Here is a 15,554-nt window from a genome sequence, read left to right on the forward strand (position 1 = left end):
TTAAATAATTTCTAAAACAGATTCAGGCGGACGACCAATTCTTGCTTGCCCGTTGGCTAACACGATAGGGCGCTCAATTAATTTTGGATTGTCCAGCATCGCTTGTAAAAGTTTTGCTTCATCTTCTTCTGTTTTTAGTTGCAACTCTTTATAAACCGCCTCTCCGGTACGCATTAATTGACGTGCAGAAGTGAACCCCAACAACGTGATGATATGGTTAAGCTCTGCTAATGTCGGTGGCGTTTGTAAATAGTTAACAATGTTTAGTTGTTCTGTTTTATCTTCAATCAGTGCTAATGTCGCACGACTTTTTGAGCAACGGTTATTATGGTAAATAGTAATGTCGGTCATGTTTAATCCTTTATTCTGCAGGCCAAGTTACGATGTAGTCTTCTAAATTATCTGGGTCAATCGCGCTTTCAGAGATGATCTTGCCACGAATTGAGAAGCCCCCTTTGTGCATCGCTGATTTACTGCCGGTGATAAGTGGATGCCAAACTGGAAGTGGTTTATCTTCAACGAGTAAACGGTAAGCGCAGCTGGCCGGTAGCCAGTGAAACTGATCAATATCATCCAGTGACACTTTTACACAGTCTTTTACAATTTTAAAACGCTTATCGTATTTACGGCATTGGCAAGTTTTAGTATGTAAAAGGTGGCAAGATACATTAGTGAAATGTAACTCTTCAGTATCGTCATCGATAATCTTATTCAGGCAACACTTACCACAGCCATCACAGAGTGATTCCCACTCTGTTTGATTCATTTGTGCTAAGGTTTTCTCTTCCCAAAAATTGCTCATGTGTTAGTTACTCTAATTAATTAGTCTTTTTCTGGGCTAATACGTGGGTATTTTATACGCTCAGAAAGGTAGCTTACCGCCGTTGCAAAATAGTATGAACGGTTCCAATGCATTAATACTTCGTAGTTGTTGTAAGCGAGGTAAACACGGCCAGAGGCATCATCAGGAATAACAATTGATGCATTCATATCTACTTTAGGTAATGCGCTACCATCAAAACGGCGTACACCAATTGCTTGCCATTCTGCGAGCGTTTTTTTCTTTTTGATGCCTGCAAGTTCAGTATCAAAATCTTCAGGAATTAATACTTGTCGTCCCCAAGTTTCACTGTCATCCCAACCTTCTGTTTTAAGGTAGTTAGCCGCAGAGGCAAATACGTCTGCATAGTTATTCCAAATGTCTTTTTTTCCATCACCGTCATAATCAACGGCATAGTTGAGGTACGAGGTCGGCATAAACTGTACTTGGCCCATCGCGCCGGCCCATGAACCGATAAATTTATCTTGCTCAATATGACCTTCGTCTAAAATCGTTAAGGCTGCAAAAAGTTGCTTTTTAAACAGCGTTTCACGACGACCCTCATAAGCCATGGTGGTTAAAGAAGAGATAATATAATGACGACCAGTTAACCTGCCAAAGTTTGTTTCGATGCCCCATAATGCGACGATAAATCGAGGTTGAACGCCGTACTCTTTACCAATTTTATGTAATAAGTGGTAATGTTTTTTATAGGCTTCGCGTGCCTGCTTAATTTTCCAGTCTGGCACAGCACGTGGAATATAAGTATCTAATGTAAGCTTAAATTCTGGTTGCTCTTTATCGGATTTGACACTGCGTTGTAAAAACTCAACGTTTTCAAAAGCACTATTAACAACACTAGGGTCGATGCCTTTTTCAATCGCCTCACTTTTTAATGCGGTTACATATTGTTCAAAAGAGACTTTCTCTTTTTGAATTTCAGTATCGTTAGCACTTACGGTTAACGATGAGAGTAACAGGGTCGAAAGGGTAAAAAATTTAGTCAGTTTCATTAAATGCCTCTAATTGTTTTTTGCGCCACGTTTTATGCTCTTTTAAGTAGTCAACGGGAGGTGGAGGAAGTTGCAAAAAATAGCCATCTTTTTGTATCGCATCAAGAACGGAATTAGCATCGATGATTGCTAGCTCGGTATCAGGTTTGATATTTAATAGACTAACAAGTTGCGGTGGACCAAATTGAGTAAGTAATGGATCAGGAACTGGGGCAAAGTCATCTCTTTTTGCAATGTAAAGATAAGTTTGTGATTTTCGAATACTTTTATATACAGCACATAACATAATACTAATGAAGCCCTTTGCTTGCCTAATAAGAATTCAGACTATAACATGCAATCTGTTTTAAATTTTATAGAAATTGGCTGAAATTTACATCAAAATTGTTTTCTTTAAAGAGATAGAGGTGGTATGACACTAAAATCGTTAAATTTTTCTTTGTTAGTGGTTACAGTAGAAGATGAGGATCTTTCTCTGTTAGCTGATGAGTTAAATAAAAAACGTATAATGGCTCCAGATTTTTTTCAAAATGCCCCTGTGGTTGTACGAGTTGAAGAGGGAACTTCAAATTTAGATTTTTTACGGATAAAAGAGATCGTCACCGAGCAAGGGTTCATTTTAGCGGGCTTGACGGGAGAGTTATCAGATTCACAAAAAGCATCTTTACACACTGAAAAAATAGCCTTTTTACGAAGCTCTAAACGCTTAGTGAATAAGCAGGTTGAAATAGAAGAAAAACCAGCGCAAGTGGTTACAGAAAAGGTAGTGGAAGAGGTTGCAACTTTTGTTGTGAATGAAGTAAAAACAAAAATTATTAAAGGTAGAGTTCGTTCAGGTCAGCAAATTTATGCGAAAGAGTCTGACTTAGTGATTAATGGTGATGTTAGTGCTGGCGCTGAAGTAATTGCTGATGGCAATATTCATATTTATGGCGCACTTCGTGGCCGTGCTTTAGCCGGCGCGATGGGTGATCAAACCGCATCTGTGTTTTGCCATATTTTGGCACCAGAGTTAGTCTCTATTGCAGGCGTCTATAAATTAAGTGAAGCCTTACCTACTGAATTTATTAATAAAAGCAGCATTGTTTCATTAGAAAATGAACAACTTGTATTAGATAACTTAAATTTAAGTACAATTAAGGAAATATAATGGCAAAAGTAATTGTTGTCACATCGGGTAAAGGCGGTGTTGGTAAAACAACGAGTAGCGCAGCGATAGGTACTGGGCTAGCCTTAACAGGCGCTAAAACTGTTGTTATCGATTTCGATATTGGTTTGCGTAACCTCGACTTAATCATGGGATGTGAGCGCCGTGTTGTATATGACTTAATCAATGTCATCAACGGCGAAGCGAACCTACAGCAAGCGCTGGTTAAAGATAAACGAACGCCTGATCTTTATATTTTACCTGCTTCGCAAACACGCAATAAAGATGCATTAACTAAAGAAGGTGTTGAAAAAGTAATTAATGATCTCAAAGCTGATGGTTTTGAGTATATTATTTGTGATTCACCAGCTGGTATTGAGCAGGGGGCGATGATGGCGCTCTATTTTGCTGATGAAGCCATAGTGACAACTAACCCAGAAGTTTCATCGGTACGTGATTCAGATAGAATAACGGGTATGCTTTCAAGTAAATCACAACGTTCAGAGCAACAGCTTCCACCTGTGAAGGTTCATCTATTGATTACACGTTACTGCCCTGAGCGGGTTGAACGTGAAGAGATGTTAAGTATTGATGATATTGATGATCTGTTAGGTATTGACTTATTAGGAGTTATTCCTGAGTCACAGGAAGTGTTAAATGCTTCTAACTTGGGCGAACCAATTATTCTCAATAAAGAAAGCGAAGCAGGTAAAGCTTACCAAGATGCGGTAGATCGTTTACTTGGCATCGAACGTGAACTACGATTTGTTACATTTGAAAAGAAAGGTTTTTTAAGCCGTTTATTTGGAGTCTAAGATGGGTTTGTTACAGTATTTTAGAAAAGAGACACCTAAAAAAGGCAGTGCAAAGCTGGCTAAAGATCGTTTGCAGATCATTGTTGCCCATGAACACTCAAGTATGGCAAGTCCTGCATATTTACCTGAGTTACAACGTGAAATCGTGGCTGTTATTCGTAAGTATATGGATATTTCAGTGCAAGATGTTACCTGTGAGTTCAGCGATAAAGCAGAAGATGATATGTCGGTGTTAGAGGTTAACGTTGCGTTACCTAAAAACAAATAACCGAAGATATTAATTTCCTAGATTGGCGTTAGCATTCACTATGTTAACGCCAATCTAGCCAATATTGATAATCGATAATGACGCTTTCCGCCAGTGTTTCAATAAACTGTTCACTAGCAGATCTTTGGCATTCTGGCGCGATAATTTCTGGTTCCGTCCACCCCGTTTCTTTATTTAAGTAATCTCGTTGATAGCCCCAAGTAGCGCAAGATAACAACTCATCAAAACCAATCTCTCGTTGACACACTATACAAGTTTCAAATTCAACCCTTATATGTTCACCATCTATTCCATAACCATCAGAAACATATGGCGTATCGTAAATCGCTAAGGTGGAAGCTCGACTACTTTGTTTATCCCAAGGTTTATCGCTACTATCTAATGGGGTCAGGTGTGAATGATAGCCAAACTCTAAAGGTGCGTTATCGTAAAATGGAGATTCAAAAAAAGCGGGGATATCAACTTGCACCGGCTCTTCACCTATGTTTAATAAGCTATTGGTTTTGCGTACTTGTATTACTCGATATTTGTCACAGTTTGCTTTGTTGAGCGTGTTTAATTGACCTGCTTGATTATTAAAGAAATGAATTTCTACACCAATACCTGTTGCATCGTCACGTGGTATATACGATGCATTGCTGCGGCCGCTATGAAACCAAAACTCGGACAAAATTAACAGGCCTAGCTGTGTTTGCTTTTGATTTGAAACAGGGCATACCTTACCAACTTCTAAAGCATCACAAACTGCGCCAGTGATGAGAATATAGATAACAAATACTTTGATGATCAATCGCATGGTTTCTCCTCATTAAAACAATTGTAGGATTGCCCTGTGAATAAGTGTAAAAATTGTGCCATTGTCATGAAAAATTAATAAATATCGTCTTAAATACTAGCTTGTCAAAATGGAATGTTTATAATGACCGACATTGATTTATATCAATTTAACTAACCAAAGGAATATTACTATGAACGTTGATCAACATATTAAAGTAGCACAGTGGCATTTAGAACAAGCTCGCTTACACGCAACAAGCGACCATGCTTGTGGTTGCCCACCTAATGCACACGATCAAAAAGCTATCGATGCAATTGAAGCTGGTCAAGTTAAAGAAGAGCTAACTTGTACGCTTGATAAAGCTTAATAAGTTACTAATTACTTAGCGCTAACGAGCGGTAATACAAAGCAGAGATAAGACAGCGATGTCGTCTCTGCTTTTTTGTTTGTATAATCAACTTAAATTATCCACCGATAACACTTTTCTCTTCTTCGCACTATTCTCTAGCAACTAACTATGTAAAAATAGCTTTTCTCATGACAATGAAAATAGGTCGAATACAATGAATCTTACCCTTATTAAAGATGAATTATTAGAAGCAGAAAAAGTGCTACAGGCATTTTTTAGCGATCAAACGAATTTAGAAAATATTGAACAAGCTGCCTGCGTTTTATCAGATGCCTTTAAACAGGAAGGTAAAGTCCTCTCTTGCGGTAATGGTGGTTCACACTGCGATGCAATGCATTTTGCTGAAGAGTTAACAGGTCGTTACCGTGAACACCGTCCTTCATACCCTGCAATTGCAATCTCTGATGCAAGCCATATCTCCTGTGTTGGTAATGATTACGGTTTTGATTCAATTTTTGCACGCTATCTTGAAGGGGTTGGCCGCAAAGGTGATGTTCTATTTTGCCTTTCTACCAGTGGCAACTCTGCTAATATTTTAAAAGCGATTGAAGTGGCTAAAAATAAAGGCATTAAGGTAATTGCTTTAACCGGTAAAGATGGTGGAAAAATGGCTGGCCTTGCTGATGTCGAAATTCGTGTTCCACATTTTGGTTTCGCGGATCGTATCCAAGAGATACACATCAAAATAATTCATATTTTGATTATGTTAATCGAAAAGAAAATGGCTTAAGGTTAGTTAACTATGTGTGAGTTATTAGGCATGAGTGCCAATGTTCCAACAGACATCTGCTTTAGTTTTAGTGGCTTGGTTAAACGTGGTGGAGAAACTGGGCCTCATAAAGATGGGTGGGGCATCACTTTTTATGAAGGCAAAGGCTGCCGAAGTTTTAAAGACCCTAAACCAAGTTGTCAATCTCGTGTTGCTGATTTAGTTAAAGATTATCCAATCAAAAGTAAAGCGGTGATCAGTCATATACGTCAAGCGAACAGAGGGGGCGTATCACTCGAAAATACGCATCCATTTATTCGAGAACTCTGGGGGCAAAATTGGACTTATGCTCATAATGGCCAGCTTACCGGCTATGAAGATTTATCTTTAGGCTATGCGCATCCGGTAGGGCAAACTGACAGCGAACGTGCATTTTGTTGGATTCTTGATAAGTTGCATAAAAGCCATAAAACGGCCCCAAAAGATATGTTAGCGATGTTCAAAGATGTTGCAAGTTATGCAGATGAACTGCGTCAGCTAGGTGTATTTAACATGTTACTTAGCAATGGTGAGTACGTGATGAGCTACTGCACTAATAATTTGCATTGGATCACGCGTCGTGCACCTTTTGGCAAAGCGCAATTAATCGATGAAGATATGACTGTTGATTTTTGCCAAGAAACCTCTGACACTGACGTGGTGACTGTCATCGCAACTCGTCCATTAACCAGTGATGAACAGTGGACTAAAATGCAAGAAGGTGAGTTTTGTGTGTTTCATTTTGGTGAGCGTGTTTTATAAATAATGGCAGGAAACCATGGCTGAATTATTAAAAGAGGTTTATAACCAAGCATTTATTAATTCAGTTGCTGATCATTTTCAAGCTGTTTATCCTGCTTTTGAAAAGCAGAAATTTGTTACTACTATTTTCGATGAATATTGGTCCGATAAAGAGTTAAAAGCACGCTTAACCTTTATCGCACAGACACTGCATTATTTTTTACCCTGTAATTTTAAGCAAAGCTGTATAATATTAAAACAAGTCGCTCCGCACTTTAGTGGCTATGAAGCGATGTTTTTTCCTGCATTTGTTGAACTTTATGGCTTAGATGACTATCAAACCTCCGTTGACACTTTGGCGGTGTTAACACAGTTTTCCAGTGCTGAATTTGCTGTTCGTCCTTTTATTGTTAGCTATCCTAACAAGATGATGGCGCAGATGCGCGACTGGGCTAACTCTGAAAACGTCCATATACGACGCTTAGCGAGTGAAGGGTGTCGGCCTAGATTACCTTGGGCGTCTGCATTGCCTGATTTTAAGCTAGATCCTGAGCCTATTTTACCAATTTTAGAGCAATTAAAAGACGATGATGAAGATTATGTTTATCGAAGTGTCGCTAATAATTTAAATGATATTAGTAAAGATCACCCACAATTAGTGATTGATATTGCACATAAGTGGTTACAGGGGAAACCCAGTAAAAATAGGATGTGGCTAGTAAAACATGCCTGTCGAGGCTTATTAAAAAAAGCAGATCCTAATATTTTAACATTGTTTGGTTTTAGTTCACCAAAGCATATACAAGTACAGAATCTAAAGCTTAATGGAACAGTTCGTTTGGGTGAAAAGCTTGATTTTACTTTTACGTTAATATCTGAGAAGTCATTAGGAAAGTGTCGCCTTGAATTTGCTATTAGCTTTATGAAAAGCAATGGTAAACAATTAGATAAAATTTTTAAAATATCCGAATTTAATATCAGCGGTAAATGTAAAAATATTAGTAAGCAGTTTAGTTTTAAGGCCATTTCTACACGTCAATATTACCAAGGCGAGCATCAATTACATATCATCGTTAATGGTGTAAAAATGGCACAACAGGTATTTCAGTTAACCCCCTGAAAAAGCATTAATAATTGGACACTCAGACTTTTTATCTCCACTGCATTGGTGAGTAAGCTGTTTTAAGCTTCTTAATAACGTTTGCTGCTGTTTTATACGCGTTTCTAATTCTGCAATTTTTTGTAATGCAATTTGCTTAACATCATGGCTACTACGTTGATTATCCTCTGAAAGTGAAAGCAGTGCCCGACTCTCTTTTAAATTAAACCCGGCTGCTTTGGTACTTTTAATAAAATGCAGCTGTTTCATAATACTTTCTGGATAATAGCGGTATTCATTATCGCTACGTGGTGGTGTACTTATAAGTCCAATCTCCTCATAGTGGCGTATAGACTTGATTGATAATCCAGTGGCTTTCGCTGCTTGGCTGATAGATAGCATTAGAAAAGCTCCTTTATATTCATGCGTTTTAAAAGTAGTGAGTTAGTTAACACCAGTATACTTGATGCTGCCATCGCAGCCCCTGCAATCGCTGGGGATAAATATCCCATCGCAGCAACGGGAATAGCAACGGTATTAAAAATGAATGCCCAAAATAGGTTTTGCTGAATTTTACGCCAAGTTGCTTTAGAGATATCAATTGCAACGGATACTAAGCGTGGATCATTTCTCATTAGTGTAATGGATGCACTTTCTTTCGCGACATCACTGCCTGTGCCCATAGCAATACTGATATCGGCTTGTGCAAGGGCAGGGGCATCATTGACACCATCTCCGACCATTGCAACCTGTTTCTGTTGTTGTAATTTAATTAATGAACTAAGTTTCTGTTCAGGTGTTAACTCGCCTTGGAAATCATCAATCTTCAACTGCCTAGCGATGCTCGCAACTACGCTTTGTTTATCACCGCTGAGTAAGTAGGGGGTAAGTCCGCGCTGTTTAAGTTCACTAATTGCTGCAAAACTACTAGTACGTAATGTATCTGTAATGGAAACCATTCCCCAAAAAAAGCCATTTTTGGCAATAAATATTTCACTTTCATCGGCACAAAAAACTAAGTCATGGGGAAGCGTAATATTAAATCGCGACATTATTTTGCGGTTGCCTGCAATAATTTGTGTTGTTGAAGCTGAACCATACAGCCCTTCACCGTTGATAGCGGTAACATTGTTTATAGTGATAGGCGTTATTTTCTTATTATTAACATGGTTTTTAATCGCTATCGCAATTGGGTGTTGGCTACCTTGCTCTAAGCCTGCTAGGGTCGCTAACATGATGTTGTCTTGATTGTTATTACTATAACACTGTTTAATAGAGCCTTTACCTTCAGTGAGTGTTCCTGTCTTATCGAAGGCAATAATTTGTAAACGAAATACCTGTTGTAAAGTTTTGATATCTTTTATCAAAATACCCTGCTGAGCTGCAACACCGGTCCCTACCACAACAGCAGTAGGAGTCGCTAACCCTAGAGCGCAAGGGCAAGCAATGACCAATACCGAAACTGCATTAATGAGTGATTGTTGAAAATCTCCACTGTAAATATACCAAGATGCAAATGTGATGGTTGCAATAGCCAATACAATTGGTACAAAAATGGCGCTAATTTTGTCTACAAGTTGCATGATAGGGGCTTTGCTCATTTGTGCATTTTCAACCAGATGGATAATTTTACTTAATCGTGTTGATTCACCAATCGCAGTTGTTTTAATAAGTAAAACACCTTCACCATTTACACTACCGGCAATAACTTTTGCCTGCTTTGTTTTTAATATTGGCTTACTTTCACCCGTTAATAAGGATTCATCAACATAGCTAGTTCCATCTATAACTAATCCATCCACAGGGATCTTTTCACCAATAGTAATTTGTACTATATCGCCCATATGCACATCGCTGATAGCGATACGAATATACTTATTTCCCTTTTTTACACTCGCTGTTTCTGGACGAAGCGCCATTAAGGCATTGATGGCGCTACTAGTATTTTTTTTTGCACGGTGCTCTAAATATTTACCTAGGGTAACGAGTGTGATCACTAAGGTACTCGATTCGAAATAAAGTGGTTGTATCGTGCCAAATATTAAAACATAGAGGCTATAGAAATAGGCCGCTGAAGTACCTAAAGCGACTAAAAGATCCATGTTTGCGCTTCTGTTTTGAAGACTTTTCCATGCTCCTTGATAAAAATGTGCTCCAATATAAAACTGGACGGGAGTGGCTAATAAAAATTCTAAGTTTCTTGGTAAAAAATGGTGCGAGCCAGAAAAAAGCATCACTAGCATTGAGATCATGAAAGGCAGGCTTAGCAGTGTTGAGATAGTTAATCTTCGCAGTATCACTTTATCGCGTTGTTGCTGGGCGAACTGTTTTTCCTTTTGTTGCTCTAGACAGTGAGAAGATTTTCTTTCAATGAATTGATAATTCATGCTGTCCAATAATGGTTTAAGATATTCTGGGGTGAGTGCACCCGCAATACTTTGAAATTGGACATTCTCAGTGGCTAAATTGCCTTGGCAATTAAAGATAAATGGATGTGTATTAATCTTCTTTACGGTTTTGCTTACGCAACCGGCGCAAGTCCAGCCTATAACATCAAAATTAAAAGTTTGTAGATCTGTTTGATAATTTTTGCTTTCTAGGAGAGTAATTATATTTTGTAATGTGTCACTATGATCAAATGCGTTATCAAAGATAACTTGAGCTTTCTCAAGTGTAAAACTCACTGAGACATTAATGCCTTGTATTTCGTTTAATGTAACTTGTAATCGGCTAGCACAACTTGCGCAATTCATTCCATAAATAGGTAATGATAAATTAAATTCACTAGACATTTTCATCCTTAATTAAACGTTTCTGTTTTTAATATAGCCTTTACCCTTAGAGTAAGGTCAAGCTGTAAAATTAACTAATATGCGACTTTGTTAGATGAAAGTCACATAATATTTCAAATATTTTTTGTGAAATTTTAATGATTAAAGAACTCTCCTGTACGTCACTCTATATGGGCAATTGTCACGAAAAAGTGTCTGACTTATCTTGCTGTTTTTATACTCAAATTGTGCTTATCGGGGATTTTGGTTGGAAATTTAGCTGATTTTTAGGGTATACTAACGTCCAACTCATCAAATACAGGGAATACTAGTGTGTCTTAACTAGTAGATTTTTATATCTCTATAAAATTGCCCGTCTTCAAAACGCACGTTTTAAAAATAAAAAAATCACTTACAAACAGTATTACTGTAAAAGTCGCTTATTACTCTTGCGATGAACCTGTTACATATAAAAAGAGTAAGCTTTGAGTAAAAGAGGAAACATGAAAAACAATAAATGGAATAGAATCGTATTAAAAGTAGGTAGTGCATTAATCGCCCCAGAACGCAAAGGATGTAGCTCCCGTTATCTTCTCCATATAGCAAAATTTATCCTGCAATGCAGAGATATGGGCATCCAAGTGATTCTTGTCTCTTCCGGATCTGTTGCCGCCGGTGCACACTTCTTCAATAATATCGAAAACCCTTCTTTAGCAATTAAAAAAGCAATGGCTGCCGCTGGTCAGAATGAGATGATGGCTGCTTGGGATCGCTTTTTTGACTTTCCATCAGCACAAATTTTATTAACCCATGGTGATCTTCGTGATAGAGAGCGCTATGACAGTATTCGTGAAACGCTGTTTGCATTATTAGATGCAGGTATTTTACCTGTTGTGAATGAAAATGATGTGGTGACTACCGATGCGTTAAAAGTAGGTGATAATGATAACCTATCGGCTATGGTAGCAGCCGCTGCTGATGCAGACTCCTTGATCATCTGTTCTGATATTGATGGATTGTATAATAAAAACCCACATACACATGATGATGCGGTATTAATTAAAGAAGTTGATGCTATCGATCAAGATATATACGCAATGGCTGGTGGTGCACATAGTAGTGTAGGTACTGGAGGTATGAAAACCAAGATTGAAGCTGCAGAAAAAGCTATCTCTCATGGTGTAAGCACTTATATTATTAATGGATTTAATGAGCACTCTTTTGAAGAATTAATCAGTGGTAATAATCCTGGTACTTACTTTAAGCCCTACCAAAGACCGATGAAAGATGATTTACACTGGATGACACACACCGCTAAAGCGCAGGGGGAGTTGATTATTGAAGCTGATAGTAATTCACCTTTCGATGAAAATAGTGAGCAGTTTACTAGTAATGAAATTGTTGAAGTTCGTGGTGATTTTTCAGTCGGTGATACGATTCTTGTAAGTAGCGATGACGGTACACATCTCGCTAAGGCAGAATCAAAATATAGTAGCTGTTTGCTTAACTTTATTACAACTCATGATAACGATGAAGATAATGATTTTCAGCATCATACTGGGCCGGTTATTTCAGATAAGAATATCGCATATTTAAATCAAGATGAAGAAGAAGGCCAGCCTGTCTAAGGGGCTTCGATTTCTTGATTAATTGCAAGTGTGCAGGCTTAAAGCCTGCACACTTTTTAATATCTATAGCGGCGTTGTTTTCTTTTTAACTAAAGCAAATAGAACCACATGCAAACTGTGTTGTGTTAAGCCAATATTAGTTGCAAAATAAAACTACAAAGCTTAACAGAACCCGTGTTTACCTCCCTTAGATTCTATAATCTCGTTCTACTTTTGAGATACGTAGTTTAAAATCAGCGTACCAACTTTTACGACCCATTTTTTGTGCTTGTAGGTGTTCAGAGTTAGCTTTCCACAGCTTAATTGCTTCGAGGTCGGACCAATAAGAGACACTAATACCAAGGTCTTCTCGTGCAGACTCTATTCCTAGAAAGCCTTTTTGCTCAGTAGCAAGTGATAGCATTCTTGCTGCCATTTTTTCGTATCCATTATCACCTTTAGTACGTGTAGAAGTAAAGATAACTGCATAGTAAGGAGGTGTTGGGGTGTTAGCTATCATTTGTAGTTGATCCCTATTATTTTACTTTATGAATATCTTCAATGTTAATGAGTAAGTAAAGATACAAGCTTAGCTGATTAAAGTATTGGTTGATTTTTTATATAAGCTTACCCCTTTTAAGTGTTGTTAATCTATATTTCATTAAACTTACTCAAAACGGGTTGTGTTGAATACAATCTAAATTATAAAAGTCACCAACTTGTCTAACCATAGACGATATCTTGAATGTGAAGAGATGCTTGTCGTTATTTTAAGGTATACTGCGTAACAATTATTTTCGTACTATAAACAGAGACATCAGATGCAATTTTCTAAACTTGGATTAAGTAAACCCATTTTACAAGCAATACAAGAACAAGGTTACGAAAAACCTACGCCAATCCAAGCAAAAACGATCCCTATTATTTGTAGTGGCAAGGATATTATTGCAGCTGCAGAAACAGGAACCGGAAAAACGGCAAGTTTTGTTTTACCTATTTTACAAAATCTACAAGATGCGCCACCAGTACGTGCTAAGCGCATCCGTGCATTGATTTTAACTCCCACCCGTGAATTAGCTATTCAAGTTGAAGCGAATGTGAAGGCATACAGTCAGCATTTAGCACTTGCCTCATTAGCGATGTATGGAGGTGTTGATGATGAGCCACAAAAAGAAGCGTTAATCGACGGTGTTGATATTTTGGTTGCCACACCAGGGCGATTATTAGATATGTATACGCAACGTGCTATTCATTTCGATGAAGTTGAAGTATTGGTTTTAGATGAAGCTGATCGCATGTTAGATATGGGCTTTATCGGTGACATTAATAAAGTTGTTGAAAAATTACCAGAGCAACGCCAAAACTTATTGTTTTCAGCTACCATGTCTAAACAAGTACGTTTTTTAGCTAAAACAATTCTGGAAAACCCCTCTGAAATTACTATTAAATCAGCGAGTAGTAAGCCTAAAATTAATCAATGGATTATTCCTGTTGATAAAGATAAAAAGTCAGCCTTACTGAGTCAACTCATGCAAGAGCATGATTGGCCTCAAGCGCTTATTTTTATTGAAACTAAGCGCGGTGCAGCAAAACTTGTTAGCCAACTTGAAAAGCGTGATATTAAAACTGAGTCGTTTCATAGTGGGAGAAGTCAGGCGGTGCGAGAGCAACTATTAGAAGATTTTAAAGCAGGTAAATTACAATACCTTATCGCCACAGGTGTTGCGTCACGTGGTATCGATATCGATAACCTGAATCTCGTGATTAACTATGATCTTCCTGATCAAGCGGATGATTATGTGCATCGAATTGGCCGCACAGGGCGTGCAGGGGCGACGGGTGAAGCCATCTCGTTAGTCTCACGTGATGATTTTAGAAGCTTATGTTATATCGAAAAGCGTTTGGGTGAAATAATCGAGCGACGAGTTGTAGCTGGTTTTGAGCCACGTGCAGAGCTACCCAAATCAGATTTAAATTGGAAGCCGAAAAAAGCGCCGGCAAAACGCAGACGCTAATTAACCTTAATTCGATTGCTATTACTGGCGGTAATCTTCTAAGAAATGACCAATTTTCTTAATTGCTGTGCTTAATTCATCCATACGTGGCAAACACACAATTCTGAAATGGTCAGGTTTATGCCAGTTAAAACCGGTCCCTTGTACTATGAGGATTTTTTCTTGCATTAAGAGATCCATCGCGAAACGTTGATCATCTTTGATATTGAACTTTTTATGATCCAGTTTAGGGAAGAGATATAACGCGCCTTTGGGTTTGTTACAGGTGATGCCTGGAATGTCGTTAAGCAGTTTCCAGGCACCTTGAGTTTGTTCGTACAAACGCCCACCCGGAATAATCAATTCGTTGATACTTTGATAGCCACCAAGTGAAGTTTGAATCGCGTGTTGCATCGGTACATTGGCACATAGCCGCATACTCGCCAATATTTCAATACCGGAGATGTAATCACGCGCCTGACGTTTAGCCCCACTTATCATCATCCAGCCAACACGGAACCCACAAACACGATACGCTTTTGATAATCCATCAAAGGTGACAATTAAAATATCATCTGCAAGCGTGGCGAGTGGAATATGCTGTGCATCGTCGTAGACAATTTTTGAGTAAATTTCATCGGAGAAAACGATCAGATTATGTTGTCGAGCAAGCTCAACAATTTGCTCTAATAACTCTTTTGAGTAAACAGCACCTGTAGGATTGTTAGGGTTAATTAACACAATACCTTTTGTTCTTGAGGTTATTTTAGACTTAATATCATCGATATCAGGAAACCAATCCGATTCTTCATCACAAACGTAATGTACCGCTTTGCCGCCAGCAAGATTTGTTGATGCGGTCCATAATGGATAATCAGGCGCAGGCACTAATAATTCATCACCGTTATTAAGCAGTGCTTGTAACGCCATTACAATCAGTTCACTGACGCCATTACCAATATAAATGTCATCAGTATCTAAAGATAATAATCCCTTACCTTGATAGTGTTGCATTACCGCTTTACGTGCTGAAAATAAACCTTTGCTGTCACAGTAGCCTTGACTTTGTGGCAAATTTTTAATGACATCCATAAGGACCTCTTCTGGGGCTTCAAAGCCAAAAGGGGCTGGATTACCAATATTCAACTTTAGAATGCGCTTGCCTTCCTCTTCTAATTTTTGGGCTTGTTTAAGCACTGGCCCACGAATGTCATAACATACATTGTCTAATTTGAAGGATCTATTAATGGAATACATGGCAACCTCTGAGAATATTTCAGCAAACAGTAACTACATACAATCCATGAAGTAGTTACAAATAACGAATAAGTAAACTACCTGATA

The 15,554-nt window shown here is 38.2% G+C and carries 18 protein-coding genes; 9 read left to right on the top strand and 9 right to left on the bottom strand.

Annotated elements, in window-relative coordinates:
• Genes arsC through CW745_RS02000 form a run of 4 tightly spaced genes read right to left on the bottom strand, consistent with a single transcriptional unit; the run spans position 1 to position 2,119 of the window.
• The gene (arsC, locus tag CW745_RS01985; protein WP_101106759.1) at positions 1-351 is read right to left on the bottom strand and encodes an arsenate reductase (glutaredoxin); all 351 of its coding nucleotides are present in this window, start codon (positions 349-351) and stop codon (positions 1-3) included.
• Positions 352-361: 10 nt separating this feature from the next.
• Positions 362-802 (bottom strand): YcgN family cysteine cluster protein, encoded by a 441-nt coding sequence (locus CW745_RS01990; protein WP_101106760.1) that lies wholly within the window; start codon positions 800-802, stop codon positions 362-364.
• A 20-nt stretch (positions 803-822) separates the two neighbouring features.
• A complete protein-coding gene (locus tag CW745_RS01995; RefSeq protein WP_101106762.1) occupies positions 823-1,833 on the bottom strand; it encodes a lytic murein transglycosylase in 1,011 nt (336 codons plus the stop codon).
• Complete coding sequence (locus CW745_RS02000) at positions 1,820-2,119, bottom strand: YcgL domain-containing protein (protein WP_101106764.1); 300 nt, start codon at positions 2,117-2,119, stop codon at positions 1,820-1,822. Before CW745_RS02000 ends, CW745_RS01995 begins: the two co-directional genes overlap by 14 nt.
• Before the next feature lie 126 nt (positions 2,120-2,245).
• On the opposite strand from CW745_RS02000, the gene minC reads away from it, so the two are divergent.
• The 3 genes from minC to minE are packed head-to-tail and all read left to right on the top strand — an operon-like array spanning position 2,246 to position 4,063.
• Positions 2,246-2,983 (top strand): septum site-determining protein MinC, encoded by a 738-nt coding sequence (minC, locus tag CW745_RS02005; protein ID WP_101106765.1) that lies wholly within the window; start codon positions 2,246-2,248, stop codon positions 2,981-2,983.
• Complete coding sequence (minD, locus tag CW745_RS02010; protein WP_101106767.1) at positions 2,983-3,795, top strand: septum site-determining protein MinD; 813 nt, start codon at positions 2,983-2,985, stop codon at positions 3,793-3,795. Before minC ends, minD begins: the two co-directional genes overlap by 1 nt.
• A gap of 1 nt (position 3,796) precedes the next feature.
• A complete protein-coding gene (gene minE, locus CW745_RS02015) occupies positions 3,797-4,063 on the top strand; it encodes a cell division topological specificity factor MinE (RefSeq protein WP_101106768.1) in 267 nt (88 codons plus the stop codon).
• A gap of 43 nt (positions 4,064-4,106) precedes the next feature.
• On the opposite strand, the gene CW745_RS02020 is transcribed toward minE, so the two are convergent.
• Entirely contained in the window at positions 4,107-4,859 is a 753-nt protein-coding gene (locus tag CW745_RS02020) for a hypothetical protein (protein WP_101106770.1), read from the bottom strand.
• Between the two features lie 172 nt (positions 4,860-5,031).
• Here CW745_RS02020 and CW745_RS16645 point away from each other — a divergent pair, with 172 nt between their 5' ends.
• The 4 genes from CW745_RS16645 to CW745_RS02035 all read left to right on the top strand — a co-directional run bounded on the left by CW745_RS16645 (position 5,032) and on the right by CW745_RS02035 (position 7,859).
• Positions 5,032-5,208 (top strand): hypothetical protein, encoded by a 177-nt coding sequence (locus CW745_RS16645; protein ID WP_193755518.1) that lies wholly within the window; start codon positions 5,032-5,034, stop codon positions 5,206-5,208.
• 196 nt (positions 5,209-5,404) lie between these two features.
• Complete coding sequence (gene lpcA, locus CW745_RS02025; protein WP_101106772.1) at positions 5,405-5,980, top strand: D-sedoheptulose 7-phosphate isomerase; 576 nt, start codon at positions 5,405-5,407, stop codon at positions 5,978-5,980.
• Between the two features lie 12 nt (positions 5,981-5,992).
• The gene (locus tag CW745_RS02030) at positions 5,993-6,760 is read left to right on the top strand and encodes a class II glutamine amidotransferase (protein WP_101106774.1); all 768 of its coding nucleotides are present in this window, start codon (positions 5,993-5,995) and stop codon (positions 6,758-6,760) included.
• Positions 6,761-6,776: 16 nt separating this feature from the next.
• A complete protein-coding gene (locus tag CW745_RS02035) occupies positions 6,777-7,859 on the top strand; it encodes a DNA alkylation repair protein (protein WP_101106776.1) in 1,083 nt (360 codons plus the stop codon).
• Here CW745_RS02035 and CW745_RS02040 read toward each other — a convergent pair.
• The gene (locus tag CW745_RS02040) at positions 7,848-8,240 is read right to left on the bottom strand and encodes a MerR family DNA-binding protein (RefSeq protein WP_101106778.1); all 393 of its coding nucleotides are present in this window, start codon (positions 8,238-8,240) and stop codon (positions 7,848-7,850) included. The genes CW745_RS02035 and CW745_RS02040 overlap by 12 nt on opposite strands.
• Positions 8,240-10,630 (bottom strand): heavy metal translocating P-type ATPase, encoded by a 2,391-nt coding sequence (locus CW745_RS02045; protein ID WP_101106780.1) that lies wholly within the window; start codon positions 10,628-10,630, stop codon positions 8,240-8,242. The genes CW745_RS02040 and CW745_RS02045 overlap by 1 nt, the downstream gene beginning before the upstream one ends.
• 482 nt (positions 10,631-11,112) lie before the next feature.
• On the opposite strand from CW745_RS02045, the gene proB reads away from it, so the two are divergent.
• Positions 11,113-12,237 carry a glutamate 5-kinase gene (gene proB / locus CW745_RS02050; protein WP_101106782.1) on the top strand — a complete coding sequence of 375 codons (1,125 nt, stop codon included), beginning with the start codon at positions 11,113-11,115 and terminating at the stop codon, positions 12,235-12,237.
• A 187-nt stretch (positions 12,238-12,424) separates the two neighbouring features.
• Here proB and CW745_RS02055 read toward each other — a convergent pair whose 3' ends face one another.
• Positions 12,425-12,736 (bottom strand): antibiotic biosynthesis monooxygenase, encoded by a 312-nt coding sequence (locus CW745_RS02055; protein WP_101106784.1) that lies wholly within the window; start codon positions 12,734-12,736, stop codon positions 12,425-12,427.
• 301 nt (positions 12,737-13,037) lie between these two features.
• Between CW745_RS02055 and CW745_RS02060 the strand changes: the two genes are divergently transcribed.
• The gene (locus CW745_RS02060; RefSeq protein WP_101106786.1) at positions 13,038-14,231 is read left to right on the top strand and encodes a DEAD/DEAH box helicase; all 1,194 of its coding nucleotides are present in this window, start codon (positions 13,038-13,040) and stop codon (positions 14,229-14,231) included.
• A gap of 21 nt (positions 14,232-14,252) precedes the next feature.
• Here the strand turns inward: CW745_RS02060 and CW745_RS02065 are convergent, their stop codons facing one another.
• Positions 14,253-15,467, bottom strand: coding sequence for a pyridoxal phosphate-dependent aminotransferase (locus CW745_RS02065; protein WP_101106788.1), 1,215 nt, complete (start codon positions 15,465-15,467; stop codon positions 14,253-14,255).
• Positions 15,468-15,554: the final 87 nt, after the last annotated feature.

Origin of the sequence: Psychromonas sp. psych-6C06 (genome assembly GCF_002835465.1) — a bacterium.
Lineage (GTDB): Bacteria > Pseudomonadota > Gammaproteobacteria > Enterobacterales > Psychromonadaceae > Psychromonas.